We start from the raw sequence: 15,837 nt of genomic DNA, 5'->3' as shown, positions 1-15,837 counted from the left end.
CTCGGCTGGAGCGGTGGGGGGGGGGGGGGGGGGTAATGGACAGTGTCTGTCTCTTCGTCATATGTGTAGAGCGTCACTAAATCACTCCCAGTGACACGTAAAGCTCCATGAGCAATAGCGCTAAGCGTTTCATCATGCTTTCCGTATTTCATACCGCCTGCTATGATTTCCAACATTCTATTCGTATCGTGAACCTGCTCCAATAACATGACTTTTTTTAAGGCGAGAACAGCATGATTACCAAAAGCACGAGCAAATTCTTCGTCTTCTTTAGAAAATTTTCGCGGTTGATTATAGTTGAGAAAAAGGACGCCAAGCTTTTCCTCTCTTATTGCTAAAGCAATCCCTTGAAAACTACGCTCCCCTACTTGCTCTATCCATTGGTGAACCTCTTCCGGCCAGAACTCTCTGTGTTCAGGCGCATTTACGTCTTCGATTCCTATCCACCCCAGCTGCAAGATCCTGGAGGCACCTTGATACCATTGAGGTCCAAGTTCCTGGATCTTCACTAACGATACATCACTAATTTCCTTTGCATGCGGATTAGGAAGGATAAATTTTTTTCGATAGGTGTCATACGTCCAGATAATGGCTGAATCTGCGTCAAAGGTGTGTTTGGCCGTTTCGACTATCTTTTGCAGTATCTCATTTTGAGAATCGGATACGGCAGCCAACGCCTCAATCGCATGCCTCATCCGCTCTAGGTTGTCATGTCTCCAAGCGCGCCTCAATGCAACCGCCGCCTGGTTGACGTAAAACTGTAAGGACTCGATCTCCGCTTGTGAGAACAACCGCGGCTCTTGATAGTTGAGCCACATTAAGCCGATCCGTTTCTCAAACAAAGAAATCGGCAGACACAACACTGCACCGATCTTTTTCTCGAACACTAAGGAATTGAGGCGATTTTTTTGAGGAAACCGCTGTGTATTCTCAATAGCTACTGCTTTCCCTGAGCGCATCACCTCTGTAGCGATACCATCAGGACGAAGAGTGCCCATTCTGAACTCTTGATCAATTCCAACAACGTCATGATTATATACTCGGTTCGTGTCATCAACCAGAGTCCATCGGACCCAAGCGGCATGTGACACATCTTTGAGGCGTTCGGTTATGCCGCGCAACAATTCGCGCGGTGCGTGAATAGAAACTAGATCACTACTCGCTTCATAGAGAGATCGCAATCTTTTGCCTACTTCCTCGGTTTTTCTGAGGAGTTGAAGATTCTCAATTGCAGTAGCCGCCGTATTGGCAACGCTCATCAAGAGATCAACTTCTTCGTGAGAGATCGACTCATTGAGGAATTTCTTATCGGCAAAGATCACTCCCAGGACTTGGTCTCGTGCTTTTAAAGGGACCAGCACGAAGTCGGGAGCAGGAATAACTGCCAGAAAAAATGCGTGAGATACCACATAAGGGTTAGGAGAAGTAGAGATAAGCTGAGGCTGTCCAGTGTCAATAGCCCTGGCAAAAAGATCAGCTTTGTCGAAAGGCAACGGCAAAGTAAGCCCGTGAGTAGCTTGACCTACCGGAGTTATCTGGGGAAGACCGTCTCTACTAAGCCTCTGCAAATAGCGCTCAAAGTCATCTGTTCGATGGATAGATTGAAACTCCCAATCCAGACGAGCCTCTTTTCCATCGAGGTGACCAATCCCCATCTGACCCACCAGTTTCCTCCGATCTGCATCAAATAAAAATAGAGCGGCACGGTTAAAACCTAATCCGTATCCTGCAGTAATACTTGTTAAGACCGCGTGAGTGATCTTATCCAGATCTCTAGTCGACTGAATGTAATCGCCAAGTTTGTATAAGAGGGGAGCAAACGCGCGCCTTCTGCGCTCAGGCTTCAAAGACTCAGCAGTCCCTAAGATGAGGCTCGCGCGGTCAGCAAAAAACTGGAGAGCTTCAAGGTCAGCATCGAGAAATTCAGGAGTCCCTTTGGCATAGACAACGATCAAGACATATTCAACTTCACCCAAATGTTTGAGAGGAATTCCAACAGCCAATTCTTCCTTACCACCAGGAAAAGTGAGCTGTACTATTGCTCGCTGCTTTGTTCGGGCAACTTGCGCAGCTACACTTTCATCATACTTACGTTCGGTTCCCAGGTTTTCGAAAAAGGGCCCATCACTACTGCACAGTCGGATCTCTTTAGCGTTACGAAAGTTGATGTAGAGCCCAGCTGAGACACCATGTACCAAGGTAGGCGCCAAACGAACGATTTGATTCAACAGACGCTGGACACCTATCTCGGGCCGTAGTTCTTAGAGCTTCTCCTCTAATCGTTCTAGGAAGTCGTTTCGGCGTCTTGCTTTTTCTAGTTGCTGTAGCCGCTCAATGAAGACGGACGCTTGGGCTGCAGCAGCAGAAACCAGGTTTTGTTCCTCAGCCGAGATTAGCCGTCCTTCAGCTCCTTCTTTTTCGCCAATTTCCAGAAAACCGAGAGGCTTCCCTAGTGGCCCTAAAGGGACTCGCAGGACAAACTTCACGGGCTGTAACAGCTCAAGCCTAATGGAGAGATCGCGGAGGGCGGATTGGTCTTCTGGATTCCGCCAGTCAAGAACTTGTGGCTCTTTCATACTCCAACCTTTAGGAGAACCGAAAGCCACAAGAGGCTCCAGGCGATATCCAAGCTGCGGCGTCCACGAGAAGGGAGTTACGGGGTAGTAACGAGCAGCCACTGCCTTCACAACGAAAAGATCGGCTCTTTCGTCTCGCAGGATAATGCGACAAAACGTATGCGATAGAAGAGAAACCAGGAGTTCAGCAAACGCAGACAATCCCTCGGTCAGCTGTTCGGCCTGGGCAATCATGAAGCTTATCCGAGCAAATAACTGAACACGATTTTCCAAAGCTCGGAACGAACGCATGTCTTCAAAATAGCCAACAGTGTCTAGACGCTGCCCTCGTGAATCATAAAAGGTTGTTGCCGAAATCCGTACTTGAATGCGCTCCCCACTTCGACTCCGCAAAAAAGTAATATGGTCTTTTATGCTGCCTCCATTTTTGGCAAGCAATTGGCCAATGCGGTCCGCTTCTTCATTGTTGTAGTACACCTTATGAACATGCGAAGGAAAATCTTCTTCTTCCAAATATCCGAGAATCTTCCAAGCTTGTTTATTCACTCCTGTAATATGTCCTGAGAAGTCACTAGTAATAACTGCATTCGGAGAACTCTCAATCAGGCTTGCCAAGTATTGATGCTGCTCTGCAAGTTGCTCCGCTCTCCTAGTCACTTCATTAAGCAGCTGCACACTCTCAATAGCTGCGGCTGCTTGGCCAGCTAGTAAAGCGACTGCATGTCGGTCTTCTTGGGTAATCGGACGGCCACTAAAAATATTATCAGCTGACAGCTTTCCGATTACTTGCCCTTGACGAAGCAATGGTGCACACACCCACTCGCGTATTCGTTCCGACTCCCAGAGTTCTCCAAAAAGCGGGATACCAGGCCGCGGAGTAAAAAGATGTGGCGAACAATCACTCAAAAGCTCTTGGAGATAAGGATCCTCTTTCGCTGACCGTCGAATCTTTAAGAAGCTATCGCCCATACCTATGTGAGCTTTTCCGATTAACATTTCCTTATCTTCGGAGAGCAGATAGAGTCGAGCCCGATCAAAGCCCAAAGCCGCAACTCCTTGGAGAATCCTATTCAGGACAGTTGCTTCATCACGTTCTCCCAACCAGGTCGTGCTAGTCCCCAGCAACTGTTCGAGGATGCTTTGCTTGCACGCGATTTGTGGCATGATTCGTCGCCTCTCTTTCCTTCAGTCTCTTTTACTGCAGGCCCTTTTTTATTCTCATTCAAGACGAGTATACACCCTAAGGTGAGGGATACTGAGAGTTTTTTCCTTACTTTTCGCTTACAGTGTGTTCCTGCCAATAATTTAATTGAGCAATGCTTCCTTGACAGCGGACGGAAGTGCAGTAGGCCCATCCTCCTTCGCGACAAATTCGATTTTCTCGGTATATGGTTCAAGTGCCAACCATACGATCTCTAGATTTGGCACTGCCGTCACAATGATCTTAGGTAAAAAGGGGCTCATTCCCTGAGCCATCTCTACTCCGCTAAAATCTTTCTCATTGCTTTCATCCGCCAAGCGGGCAGCGATAATCGCGAGATCAATTTTCGTATCCTGAAGTACTTTCCGAGCCTCTATGGGGCAAGTAGTAGAGAGGACGGTGTATCCCCATAATGCCAAAATTTCGCTCCCTGCTTTGAGATATGCTGGGTCATTATGAATAAAAAGAAGCGTTTCTTTTGACATAAGAGCTCCCTCATCTTGAGATTTGGTTCTCTTCTGGTCGTCTCGTGGAACTGTTGACTTTATTGCATTTTTCTGGCGAAAGCGCGAGAATTCCATTTGCCACAGATTAGCCCGCTCGTGGGAAAGTTCACTGACGAATAGAGGATATTCATCTCCTTCAGAAAACAAGACTCGCTCATTGGTTTTTCAGAATTTCTTGGTACGTACGCCGCCGTGGTGCCTCGCTCTGGGATCTGGTGATTCATCCTGGCCCCCTTGTTTGTTATTCATGATTCTGGGGATTCAAGCTCTGTTCAGTTTGGCTAACAAACGTAGAGTAGCATCTTCTTGTGACGGCAGGCCTATATTCGGGCCTTACACGTTGCTTACATTTTCCTTACGTAGATTCTCATTAGATCCAGACAAGCCACCCTCTACAATTGACGATTTCCTATCTACAATCTATTGACCTTATGAAATCGTGGGTGCTGGAAGCGGAAAATCTTAGTAAAACGTTCGCGTGGGTGCCGGTCCTGCGCAATGTCTCGTGTCGTATCGCTCAGGGAGAGAGCGTTGCCATCTTCGGTCCCAATGGGGCAGGCAAAACCACCTTCCTGCGCTTATTGGCAACATTATTAACGCCGTCGAGTGGCACGTTACGACTCTTTGAGCACGCTGCTGACGACCTCGTGGTGCGGCGCAAACTGGGCTTCCTTGGGCACGATAGCTTTCTCTACCCTGATCTAACGCCAGTCGAAAATCTCACCTTCTACGGCAAAGCGTACGGCCTTTCGGACGTGCGCAGTCGGATTGCCTCAGTGTTACAGTTCGTTGGACTCCAAGATTGGGGAGATACACCAGTGCGCACCTTTTCTCGTGGTATGGAACAACGTGCCGCCTTGGCGCGAGCGTTGCTCCACGAACCTGAATTATTGCTGTTCGATGAACCTTACACAGGGCTCGATGCGCGTGGCATCGCAACGTTACAAACAACACTGACGCAGACCAAGGCACAAGGAAAGACCGTCGTTTTCACCACGCATGATTTTGCTCTTGGGCTTGACCTTTGTGATCGAGCCTTAATTTTCAGTCATGGTCGTCTCGTCTGGCAGTCAGAGGGAAAACTCCCATCAGTCACAGAGTTCAACGAGATCTACCATTCTGAGACTCAGCCCTCTTTTCTCACAACGCCGAACGCCGAACGCCGAACGACGCATTAGCCATGCTCGCCCTACTGTGGAAAGACTTACTGCTGGAATTCCGTACTAAAGAACGACTGTCTTCACTTTTCGTTCTCTCTTTCCTGATCGTCTTAGTTTTTGTCTTTGCCTTGAGTCCTGAACAAATCCAAAGTCCAACGATCGAAGCGGCATTGCTGTGGGTGACTCTGGTATTCGCTGGCATGATGGGGCTCCAGCGCTCATTCCTTCTCGAACAAGAACGAGCTTGCTTCTCTGGTCTTTTACTGAGTCCGATCGATCCAGGAACGCTGTTCTTAGCCAAGATGCTCAGTAACGTCCTTTTTCTTCTTTTGGTCGAACTTCTCGTTGCACCACTATCACTCGCCTTTTTTGGCGTACCATTCTCACGCTCATTACTCCCCCTGCCGGTCGTATTGTTGCTTGGTACGGTTGGATTCTCAGCACTGGGAACGTTGTTCGCGGCCATCGCCGTACGGACTCGTGCCCGAGAAGTGCTGCTACCGATTATGTTGCTCCCACTTCTCGTCCCATTGCTCATTGCCGCAGTAAAAGTCACGAGCGCGGTATTAACCGGAGGGGAGTGGAACGGAGTGTGGTTCCGCGTTCTGCTTGCCTTCGATATTATCTTCGTCGTCACAGGGTGGCTAATTTTTCCACAGGTCGTGCAGGAGTAACAATGAAACGGTTTGCCCCATTTGCAGACAATGTCCTTCCCTGGTTAACGTTAACGACAATGATCGCCGCGTTGGCGATGGTGTTTCTTTATGTTCCCAACGAACGTGTCCAGGGAATTGTCCAACGCATCTTTTATTTTCATCTACCTGCAGCCTGGAACACCTTTCTCGGATTTTTCATCGTCGCTGGAGCAAGCGCCTCATACCTATGGCAAGGCAGCCGCTTTTCCGACCTCCTCGCACAAGCAGCCGCAGAAATCGGCATGGTATTCTGCACCATTGTATTGATTACCGGATCAATTTGGGCACGGCCCATCTGGGGAGTGTGGTGGACGTGGGACCCACGCCTTACCATGGTGATCGTATTGTGGACTATCTACGCAGCCTATTTACTGCTGCGTCACCTCGCTGGTGATACTGAACAGATTGCACGCTACGCCGCAGTGCTTGGCATTGTCGGGGTGCTTGATATTCCGCTGCTCCATATCTCTGTGCGACTGTGGCGGGGCATACACCCCAAGATCGAGCGTGGAGGGCTAGCACCAGAGATGATGTGGACGCTGCTCATGTGCACGGTTGCATTTCTCTGTTTGTTTGCGTGGCTGTTGTGGCTCCGATTACACAACTTGAGCCTACGTGAGGAACTGGTTACGCTTCGTCGTCAGGCACTGGCAACTGCATAAAGGAGGAGGGGCAGAACAGATGGAACATACGTCGTATCTCTTCGCCGCATTTCTAGCGGTGTGGGTGATTGTCTTTGCCTACCTTTTCGCATTGTCTCGCCGACACCGTACTCTTGCCAACGAAGTTGAAGCCTTGCGTCGGATGATGGAGCAAAAAGGAGAGTCCCATTAAATCACCACAGGCGGTGCGGCAGCGACCCCTAAGTGAGCCTCTCACGACCCTAATTCTCACTACCAACAATTCGAGAACACGCCCCTCCCTTTTAAGAACTAGTATATCAAGTAGCCTAAGGATATGAAGGAAAGAGAAAGGAGAAGAGACATGGGAACATCTTCATAATAAACTCATCCAGGTACTTCAAGAAGGGCAGACACAAATGTTGGGCTATCTGAAGCGCGCAGACGAACGCGGAGAGCGGCAGAGCCGCGCCACGCTCAAGGCATTAGCAACAATCCAAGATGGGCAGAAGGTGCTATTCGAAGGACAGAAAGTGCTATTTGAAGGACAGAAAACCTTACAAGATGGGCAACGAGACATTGCGACGTTGACCGCCCGCACCTTGGAACTCGCCCGCAATATTCACAGCAAAATCTTCGACAAAAAATCGTCCCATCACTAATAACGTTTCCATTTCCCACGGCAAGAAAATCTCGGCTGAAAGCGTACCTCTCTGAAAAAAGAAGAGTCAATAAAAAGAGCGCTGAAGGCCTCGCGCGATTCGGCCAAACGTACTACCCAAATACTCGCAGAAATCAGAATACACTAAAGTTTCAACCTCCTACGGAGGTCACTGTTTGTTTTGATTAAATATGACCTCGAAGTAGGCCCAGTCGATCCCGGTTCCTTGCCCTCCGGAGTGGGTATAATGCAAGCTCTTTCGATACAGCATAGATATACGAAAAAACGGCAGAAAAATAATGACTGGTCATTCTCGGAACTTACCCAAGGTCAAACACTGTGGGGACCTCATGGCTATCACCGGTATCCTGCCAAGTTCATACCTCAACTTGTTCGCCGTATTATTGACGAATATTCGACAACAGGATCACTGATTGTTGACCCGTTTGTTGGATCAGCCATTACCTAACTCTCAGGATACCGGGAAAATAGATTGTTGCCTCGCAAAGCTAGTGATAACAAATCAAAATACCAAATCGGTGAAAGGGCTCAGGCTAGGCTTTCCTACTAACGAAGGAGGAGATTGCTCGGAAACGGAGCGATGAGCTTCAACAGCGACACTATGCGACTTTCAACTCCCGCACCGGAACCTGAATCACTTCCTTCGGTTTGCTGCGAGAGCGAGCGGTTTTCTCCATTGCTTTCACAACCTCAGCCTTGAAATACTTCTCCCCACATACCTCGCAAACTCCCACGGGAACGTGTCTGATTACTGTAACCAGTTCTTCTCCCCAGCGATAATCAACTGTCACTTCTTGTTCTGACACGAGGCCACCGCAGAAGTGGCACTGGTGATATTTACGTTTCACGATTTCACTGCCTCCGGCGACGTTGATAATTGTCGCTCCATTTTTCTGGTCGCTTGGAAGGATCATAGATGGTGATAAACAATACTTCCTCTGGGTCATGCTTGATTGCGCATACTGCGTGTACTGGCCGTTCTCCTGCAAACCCAAGGACTAAGCAACTGGCTCCGCGCGGGTCCGTTGGGTAATCCTCTATAACCTTACAACTACTTAACGCTTCCTCTAACTCTTCTAGTGTGATTTTATCCGCCTGACGTTCTTTCTCAGCGTGAATAGAAAACTCATACTTTCCGGCCCTGATCAGTGCTCTTATCGTCTCTGCTCTACCATGCTTTTTTTCTCGCTCCATGAAAAATTTTCTGTTTCCTCATCTTTTCTTCAAACCTCCATAATGACCACAGAGGAGGTTTCCTCACCATGACAGAGTTCGGCTTCCTTGCAAATGCACCCTTACTGCAAACTTTTCTTCACCTCCTCCACCACTCTCTCCACCATCGTCTTGTATTCAGTCAATTTTTCCTGCGTTGAGGCTTCAAAGCGCAGGACAAGCACTGGTTGCGTGTTCGAGGCTCGGACGAGTCCCCAGCCATCAGGAAATTTGACGCGGACACCGTCGATATCGATGACATCATACTTGTCACGAAATCGTTCGCAGACTTTTGCGGCAAGGCGAAACTTCATATCGTCAGGGCAATCGACGCGAATCTCTGGTGTCGTGAACGAAGTAGGAAGATCAGCGAGCAGGTCGGCCACTTCTTTTTTATTCTTCGCCAGAATTTCCAGCATGCGACATGAAGCGTAGATCGCATCATCGTAACCAAAATAGCGGTCAGCAAAGAAGATATGGCCGCTCATCTCGCCACCAAGCAATGCGCCCGTCTCGCGCATTTTCGCCTTTACTAACGAATGACCAGATTTCCACATCACCGGCGTTCCACCATGCTGAGCAACGTCATCAAACAAGCGTTGTGAGCATTTCACTTCAGAGACAACTGTTGCTCCAGGGTGCTGCTGTAAAATATCACGCGCAAACAGCACCAACATCTCGTCTCCCCAAACAATTTGACCATGTCGATCAACAAGTCCGATGCGATCGGCGTCTCCGTCATAGGCCACACCAACTTCAGCCCCCGCCTCTTTCACGGTGGCAATGAGTTGTCGGAGGTTTTCTGGGATGGTGGGGTCTGGATGATGATTGGGAAAGTGGCCATCTAAATCACAGAATAACTCGGTTACCTGACACCCGATCTCGCGGAAAATGCGTGGCGCAACCGGACCAGCAGTTGCGTTACCGGCATCGACGACAAGGTGAATATTCCGTCCGAGCCGACCAAACTGTTTGATGACAAATTCTTGATACGGTGGAACAATCGGAACCTGCTGTTCTTTTCCTTGCCCACCGGCAAATTTCCCCTGCTCAATGAGCTTCCGTAATTCCTGAATTTCCTCGCCGTGAATTGTGACTTTGCCAATGCAAATTTTGAAGCCGTTATGGTCTCCTGGATTGTGACTACCGGTGACTTGGATGCCACCATCGAGATCGTAATGATACAAGGAAAAATACATCAGTGGCGTTGGACAAGTGCCAACATCAACAACATCAATTCCAGTCGAGCGTAATCCCTGGCGCAACGCGGCGGCATAAGAATCCGAGGTGAGACGGCAGTCGCGACCAACAGCGATGCGTCGTTTACCAAGTGCACGGACATACGTGCCATAGGCCTGCCCGAGCGTCACAGCAAAGTCAGTAGTAAAATCTTTCTCAGCGACTCCACGAATGTCGTATTCACGAAAGATGGCTGGGTTCATGTATGCTCCGGTCCTGTGTCATCTGTACAGCTAACTTGAGCGCAGCACGCATGCTTCGTGGGTTGGCTTTTCCTTGTCCCGCGATATCGAACGCCGTTCCATGATCTGGCGAGGTCCGAACAATCGGCAATCCCACGGTGATATTGACGCCATCTTCCCACGACAATAACTTAAGTGGGATTAATCCCTGATCATGGTACAAGCAAATCACCCCATCGAATTCCCCACGCGTAGCGCGGACAAAGATCGTATCGGCAGGAAATGGCCCTGCTGTAGTAAATCCTTGCGCTTGCGCTTGCTGTACCGCTGGAGCCACGATGAGTTCTTCTTCATCACCAAACGCCCCAGCCTCCCCCGCATGTGGGTTGAGACCAGCAACGGCTAGTCGCGGCTGCGCGATCCCATGAAATCGCCGCAAGTGCTCCACCGTCATCTGGATGGTCCTTAGAATCCGTTCACTTGAGAGGGAAGCAGGGACTCGCGATAACGCCAGGTGTGTCGTCACTAAAATAACCCGCAGTCTCTTACCGACGAGCATCATGCGCACTTCTGGGGTATGTGTCAGTGTTGCGAGTAACTCAGTGTGACCAGGATAATCTCGTTTCGCTGCGTGCCACATGGCCTTGCTAATAGGCGCGGTAACAATGCCTTGTAGCACCTCACGCTGAGCAAAGCGGACCGCAGTTTCCACATATCGATAGGAAGCCTCTCCGCCCATCGCTGTGGGGTGCCCAGGTTGACGCTGCGGTGGTTCGAGGCGGGACAACTCAATGACGGGAAGGGTTCGTGCGCTTCTGGGATACGGAAGGTCCGGCTCCCAAGCGATCGGCTTCAAAGGCAAAGCGAGTCGTTCCGCCGTATCGCGAAGTACGCCGAGGTCACCCAAAACAACCAAACGACACTTTGGCGGCTTTTTCACCGCTGCCGCAAGTGCCACCTCTGGGCCGATCCCTGCAGGATCGCCCATCGTTATGCCAATCAGAGGAACCATGACAAATAACTACCCCCGCTTCACCCTCTCAGGGAGCGTACCTGTAGAGTGGAGAAACCCCGCGCTGCGGCTTTCTCCAAAGTATATCACACCGAGAGATTAGAATGGTAACCAGCGTCGAAGGAAACCCTTTTGCTCTGGTTCTTTAGCAGCGGCTGGAGCTTCTTCTTTCTTACGGGCAGATTTAAGGGGAATAGCGCTTGCAGCCCCAGTTGAAGAAGCCGTGAGGAAATTTTCGACTTGATGACGGAAGCGTAAGTCAGACTGAAACCAACGCTGATAGCGTTCTCGTAGCGCTTCATTATAGAGTTTGGCCTTGATTCGCTCTGCGGTCTCCGAGTCCATGCCGGTCGATTTTCCGCCAGCAGCAACTCGTTCTTCTACTTTTATCAGGTGAACTCCGGCATCATTGCGAAAGGGTTGGCTGATCTCGCCAGCTTTCAAAGAAAAGGCAACAGTATCGATTTCTTTCGTCATCTGTCCTTTCTTGAACAATCCAAGGTCACCGCCCTGCTCCGCCCCTGGCCCACGAGAGTTCGCACGTGCAAGCGCGGCGAAATCTTCTCCTCCGATAGCTCGCTTACGAAGGTCTTGCATCTGGTCGAGTACCCCATTCTCGTCAGCAGCGGTAGCTGCTGGAGAAAGCGGTAAAAAGATGTGGCGTACACGCACTTGCTCCTCAGACACCGCAGTCGCATCATCTCCGCCGTTTTCTTTGTAATACCGTTCTACCTCTTGTGGAGTCACATTCACTTTTGAACCGATCTCGCGACTAATGAGCATCGAACGTTCGATCTCTTTGCTAATCTGTTGACGATAGGCTTCCATCGTCAGCCCCTGCTTCGCAAGCGCTTCTTTCAGGGCTTCGTCACTGAGGTTTCCCTGCGTCTTAATCCGTTCGATATAGCCGTCTATATCAGCGTCCTTGGCCTTCATCCCTTGCGCCTCGACTTCTTTGCCAATCAACTTATTCATGATCAAGGCTTCTAAGATGTCCTTGTCAGGAAGATTGGCAACGTTTCCTTGCGGGGGCATCATCATGCCCTGCGCGCCCCCTTTACGGAACGCGGTGATTTCGTGCATGGTAATCGGCTCGTCATCAACCGTAGCGATGACACGATTGACCACTTCGGCCTGTGTTTGCCCTACCCATCCGAGAACAGACAAGGACACCAACAAGAGTAATTTTTTCATACTTTCCTCAGGTCTTATGACTCACTTAAGCTTTGCAAGAGCCCTTTCGTCGCTACCATCACATCTTCATCAGGCTTCAAGGTAAAAGTAAAGCGTAGATCCGGCGTGAGTTGCGACCGTCCCCGATCTTTCTGGAGAAGCGCGACCAACCGCTCACCTTTTATGTGTGAGTCTGGATGGAAATGCAATGTTACCTTCTCACCTTTTTTGTAAATTGATGTCACCAGATACTCACGTAATACTCGACGCAAGTCCATGACTTCAAGAAACGTTAACACCAATTGCGGGAGCGATCCGAAGCGATCTTCCATCTCAGCCGCAAGATCTTCGAGGTCTGCCCGGCTATCGACATTCGCCATCTTCTTATAGAACACCAGGCGTTGGTTCACATCGGGGATGTACGCTTCAGGAATATAGGCTGGAACTCCAAGTTGGATATCTGGTTCGATTTGGACGCGAATTTTTCCGCCACGGAGCTCAACTACAGTCTCTTCAAGCATCTGGGCATAGAGATCAAACCCAACTGCTGCCACCTGACCGGATTGTTCTTTGCCGAGTAAGTTTCCTGCTCCGCGGATTTCGAGATCATGCGCGGCAAGGCGAAAACCACCACCGAGGTCATCTAGTTCCTGTAACACTTCGAGTCGTCGCGTTGCATCCTTCGTCACTAAATGTTCACCGGGGATTAACAAGTACGCGTAGGCTTTTTGGGCAGAGCGTCCGACACGACCACGTAATTGATAGAGCTGGGCCAGACCAAATTGATCGGCGCGGCTGATAATGATGGTGTTCGCTGTAGGAATATCGAGGCCAGACTCAATGATTGATGAGCATAAAAGCATGTTGCAGCGATGGTGCATAAAATCGAGCATGACTTTCTCCAACTCATGCTCGTCCATTTGCCCATGTCCAATAGCAATCGTGGCTTCCGGCACCAGTTCGCGCAATTGTTTGGCCATTTTTTCGATGGTTTCGACACGATTGTGGACGAAAAAGACTTGCCCACCACGTCCCAGCTCTTGCAAGATGGCCGAACGAATCAATCCTTCGTCAAAACGCGCGACATACGTACGGATCGCTTGACGATCGACCGGCGGTGTTTCTATGACACTGAGGTCACGTAACCCCATGAGTGCCATATTCAGCGTGCGTGGAATCGGTGTCGCTGAGAGCGTCAACACATCGACCAGGTAGCGCATTTTCTTGATTTTCTCTTTATGCGCTACCCCGAAGCGATGTTCTTCGTCAACGACAATGAGACCGAGATTTTTGAAGACAATATCACGCTGCAGCAGTCGATGGGTGCCAATGACAATGTCAACGGTTCCTGCTGCAAGTCCCTGAATGACTGTCTTTACTTCTTGTGGGGAGCGGAAACGATTGAGGAGTTCAATCCGCATAGGATACTCAGCAAACCGGCGAGCAAACGTTTCCGAGTGTTGTTGCGCGAGGATCGTCGTTGGGACTAACACGGCAACCTGTTTACCACTTTGTACTGTCAAAAACGCTGCACGAAGCGCGACTTCGGTTTTACCGTAGCCAACATCCCCACACACGAGGCGATCCATGGGTTTGTCATTCCGCAGATCAGCAATGACATCTTCGATCGCTGCGCGTTGTCCACTTGTTTCTTCAAAGGGAAAGCGCGCGACAAACTCTTCGTAGTCTTCGTCTAACTTCGCGGTCGCCGGTCGTTCGGTACTGGCACGGGCAGCATGCACCTCCAACAGTTCACGTGCCATCGCCAGGATTGCTTCACGGGTTTTTTTCTTGACCTTTTCCCAACTGCCTCCACCTAAGCGATCAAGGCCAGGGGCATGCCCGTCTGCACCTGAGTACTTCTGTACCAGGTTAATACGCTCGACTGGTAAGTAGAGCCGGTCGCCACCAGCATACTCAAGATGCAGGTAGTCACCGTCTGTCCCGGCCACGCTGAGATGTCGTAACCCCTGATAACGCCCGACCCCATGATCGATATGCACCACATAATCGCCAACGGTGAGCTGACTCAGACCGGTGAGATAGTCGGCAACCGGGCGAGGCCGTGAGCGGCGACGATGACGGCGTTCACCAAAAATCTCTTCCTCGGAAAGAAGCACTAGACCGTCACCAGGAAGCGTAAACCCGTGCGACAATGGACCAATGACGATCGCCGTGGGCTGAGCACTATCGTTTTGCCACATTTGCTCCACTGGCAAACGCAGTTCATGCCCAAGCAAGAGGGTTTGCAAATGCGAAGCTTGTAAGGCACTCGATACGGCAAGAACAACTCGATGACGCTCGTCTTGCCAGTCGCGAATCCGTTCTACCAACGGTGCCAAGCCACCTTCACCACCGCGAGCGTGCAGAATCGGTTTCAGATCCACATGGGAATTTCGCGTTACGGTAAACTCCGTCTCCGCCGTTTCCAGCACCGGCAGTTCAACCCTGACGCGTGACAAGAATTGTTTCCAGGCTTCTTCTGGGCCGAGATATAATGACTCCGGCGGAGGAACGAGGTGACCAGCTTCTTGCGCTTGCGCAGCACACGCGAGAATCCGACTCATGAAACTCTCGCACTCAGCGCGGACGGTCGCGGGCTCGGAAATCCACACGACAGTCCCGCGTGGGAGATAATCTTCGAATCGTTCAAGACCCGCATAGAGATACGGCAATAAAAACTCAACACCGGGAAATGGCAGGCCGCTCTTGAAGTTCTCGCTGATACGTTGTTGCTCGCGTTGTTTGGCTTCGCTATCGGCCAAGACCTCTTCCACTCTACGGCGGGAATTCTGCAGTCGTGCCACAGAGAAGAAACGCATCGGCAGAAAGGTGAACTCCTCGATATGATCCAGTGACCGCTGCGAAGCTGGATCAAAGGTCCGTAATGAATCAACGATGTCATCGAAAAATTCGATCCGTAGAGGTTGCGTCGCTAAGGGAGGAAAGACATCGACAATTCCACCACGTACGCTAATCTCACCTTTTTCTTCGACCAACGGCACCCGACGATACCCCCACTGCGTCAGATGTTCGACTAAGTTGGAGAGTGACACCTCCTGCTTGGCACGCACCACTTTCGTGGCGGTAAAAAAATCTTCCTGCGGCATGACACACTGGGCAACAGCGTCAATGGTTGAAACAATCAGCGGCGTCGGTAGCTCAGCCAACGCATAGAGCCCTTCGACCTGAGCTGCTAACGTCTCACTGCTTGGCGATACCCCTTCAAAAGCTGGCACATCCCACGCAGGGTAAAGGAAGACTTGTTGCAGCGCAGGCTTTTCCGCAGCAAGAAAAAAACGCAAATCGTCAACAAACGTCTCTGCAGCTTGCGTCGAGGGTAACAAACAGAGCGTTGGTGTCGGAGTTCGCAAGAACCATTGTGCAAGGAAAAACGCCTGGGCGGCACCACGCAGCCCGCCAATACGCACGGAGTTCCCTGGTGATGTACGCGGAAGGGTTGAGCAAAACTGATCGAGTGTTTCTGAGAATGGAAATAACTGGGAAGGAACGGCAGGGTGTAACATGAATAGCTGTAAGCAGTCGGCGCTATTGGTTGTCAGTCCTCAGTAAGCAGTT

15 protein-coding genes are annotated in these 15,837 nt (G+C 50.3%); 6 read left to right on the top strand and 9 right to left on the bottom strand.

Going from position 1 to position 15,837, the window contains the following annotated elements; translation table 11 throughout:
- The 3 genes from FJ147_09165 to FJ147_09155 all read right to left on the bottom strand — a co-directional run.
- A partial coding sequence (locus tag FJ147_09165; protein ID MBM4256053.1) for a GAF domain-containing protein occupies positions 1-2,228 on the bottom strand: 2,228 nt, incomplete at its 3' end.
- Between the two features lie 33 nt (positions 2,229-2,261).
- Positions 2,262-3,740 carry a PAS domain-containing protein gene (locus FJ147_09160; GenBank protein MBM4256052.1) on the bottom strand — a complete coding sequence of 493 codons (1,479 nt, stop codon included), beginning with the start codon at positions 3,738-3,740 and terminating at the stop codon, positions 2,262-2,264.
- Between the two features lie 141 nt (positions 3,741-3,881).
- A complete protein-coding gene (locus FJ147_09155; GenBank protein MBM4256051.1) occupies positions 3,882-4,430 on the bottom strand; it encodes a hypothetical protein in 549 nt (182 codons plus the stop codon).
- A gap of 284 nt (positions 4,431-4,714) precedes the next feature.
- On the opposite strand from FJ147_09155, the gene ccmA reads away from it, so the two are divergent.
- The 6 genes from ccmA (at position 4,715) to FJ147_09125 (ending at position 7,888) form a co-directional block, all read left to right on the top strand.
- Complete coding sequence (gene ccmA, locus FJ147_09150) at positions 4,715-5,461, top strand: heme ABC exporter ATP-binding protein CcmA (protein MBM4256050.1); 747 nt, start codon at positions 4,715-4,717, stop codon at positions 5,459-5,461.
- A 2-nt stretch (positions 5,462-5,463) separates the two neighbouring features.
- Positions 5,464-6,117 (top strand): hypothetical protein, encoded by a 654-nt coding sequence (locus tag FJ147_09145; protein ID MBM4256049.1) that lies wholly within the window; start codon positions 5,464-5,466, stop codon positions 6,115-6,117.
- A gap of 2 nt (positions 6,118-6,119) precedes the next feature.
- On the top strand, positions 6,120-6,800 hold the full coding sequence (locus FJ147_09140; GenBank protein ID MBM4256048.1) for a cytochrome C assembly protein: 681 nt from the start codon (positions 6,120-6,122) through the stop codon (positions 6,798-6,800).
- 19 nt (positions 6,801-6,819) lie between these two features.
- Entirely contained in the window at positions 6,820-6,972 is a 153-nt protein-coding gene (locus tag FJ147_09135; GenBank protein MBM4256047.1) for a CcmD family protein, read from the top strand.
- A gap of 205 nt (positions 6,973-7,177) precedes the next feature.
- Positions 7,178-7,420 carry a hypothetical protein gene (locus FJ147_09130; protein ID MBM4256046.1) on the top strand — a complete coding sequence of 81 codons (243 nt, stop codon included), beginning with the start codon at positions 7,178-7,180 and terminating at the stop codon, positions 7,418-7,420.
- 246 nt (positions 7,421-7,666) lie between these two features.
- The gene (locus tag FJ147_09125; GenBank protein MBM4256045.1) at positions 7,667-7,888 is read left to right on the top strand and encodes a site-specific DNA-methyltransferase; all 222 of its coding nucleotides are present in this window, start codon (positions 7,667-7,669) and stop codon (positions 7,886-7,888) included.
- A gap of 151 nt (positions 7,889-8,039) precedes the next feature.
- Here the strand turns inward: FJ147_09125 and FJ147_09120 are convergent, their stop codons facing one another.
- The 6 genes from FJ147_09120 to mfd form a co-directional block, all read right to left on the bottom strand.
- Positions 8,040-8,387, bottom strand: coding sequence for a type II toxin-antitoxin system MqsA family antitoxin (locus FJ147_09120; protein MBM4256044.1), 348 nt, complete (start codon positions 8,385-8,387; stop codon positions 8,040-8,042).
- Positions 8,293-8,634 (bottom strand): DUF4258 domain-containing protein, encoded by a 342-nt coding sequence (locus FJ147_09115; protein ID MBM4256043.1) that lies wholly within the window; start codon positions 8,632-8,634, stop codon positions 8,293-8,295. The genes FJ147_09120 and FJ147_09115 overlap by 95 nt, the downstream gene beginning before the upstream one ends.
- A 101-nt stretch (positions 8,635-8,735) precedes the next feature.
- Positions 8,736-10,094, bottom strand: coding sequence for a phosphomannomutase/phosphoglucomutase (locus FJ147_09110; GenBank protein MBM4256042.1), 1,359 nt, complete (start codon positions 10,092-10,094; stop codon positions 8,736-8,738).
- On the bottom strand, positions 10,072-11,085 hold the full coding sequence (gene pdxA / locus FJ147_09105; GenBank protein ID MBM4256041.1) for a 4-hydroxythreonine-4-phosphate dehydrogenase PdxA: 1,014 nt from the start codon (positions 11,083-11,085) through the stop codon (positions 10,072-10,074). The genes FJ147_09110 and pdxA overlap by 23 nt, the downstream gene beginning before the upstream one ends.
- A gap of 99 nt (positions 11,086-11,184) precedes the next feature.
- On the bottom strand, positions 11,185-12,279 hold the full coding sequence (locus tag FJ147_09100) for a hypothetical protein (GenBank protein ID MBM4256040.1): 1,095 nt from the start codon (positions 12,277-12,279) through the stop codon (positions 11,185-11,187).
- Positions 12,280-12,293: 14 nt separating this feature from the next.
- Positions 12,294-15,785 (bottom strand): transcription-repair coupling factor, encoded by a 3,492-nt coding sequence (gene mfd / locus FJ147_09095; GenBank protein ID MBM4256039.1) that lies wholly within the window; start codon positions 15,783-15,785, stop codon positions 12,294-12,296.
- Between the last annotated feature and the right edge of the window lie 52 nt (positions 15,786-15,837).

The organism is Deltaproteobacteria bacterium, from assembly GCA_016874775.1.
In the GTDB taxonomy this organism is placed as follows: domain Bacteria; phylum Desulfobacterota; class Binatia; order Bin18; family Bin18; genus VGTJ01.
Note: the sequence above shows the minus strand (reverse complement) of the source record. Positions and strands in the feature narration are given on the sequence as shown.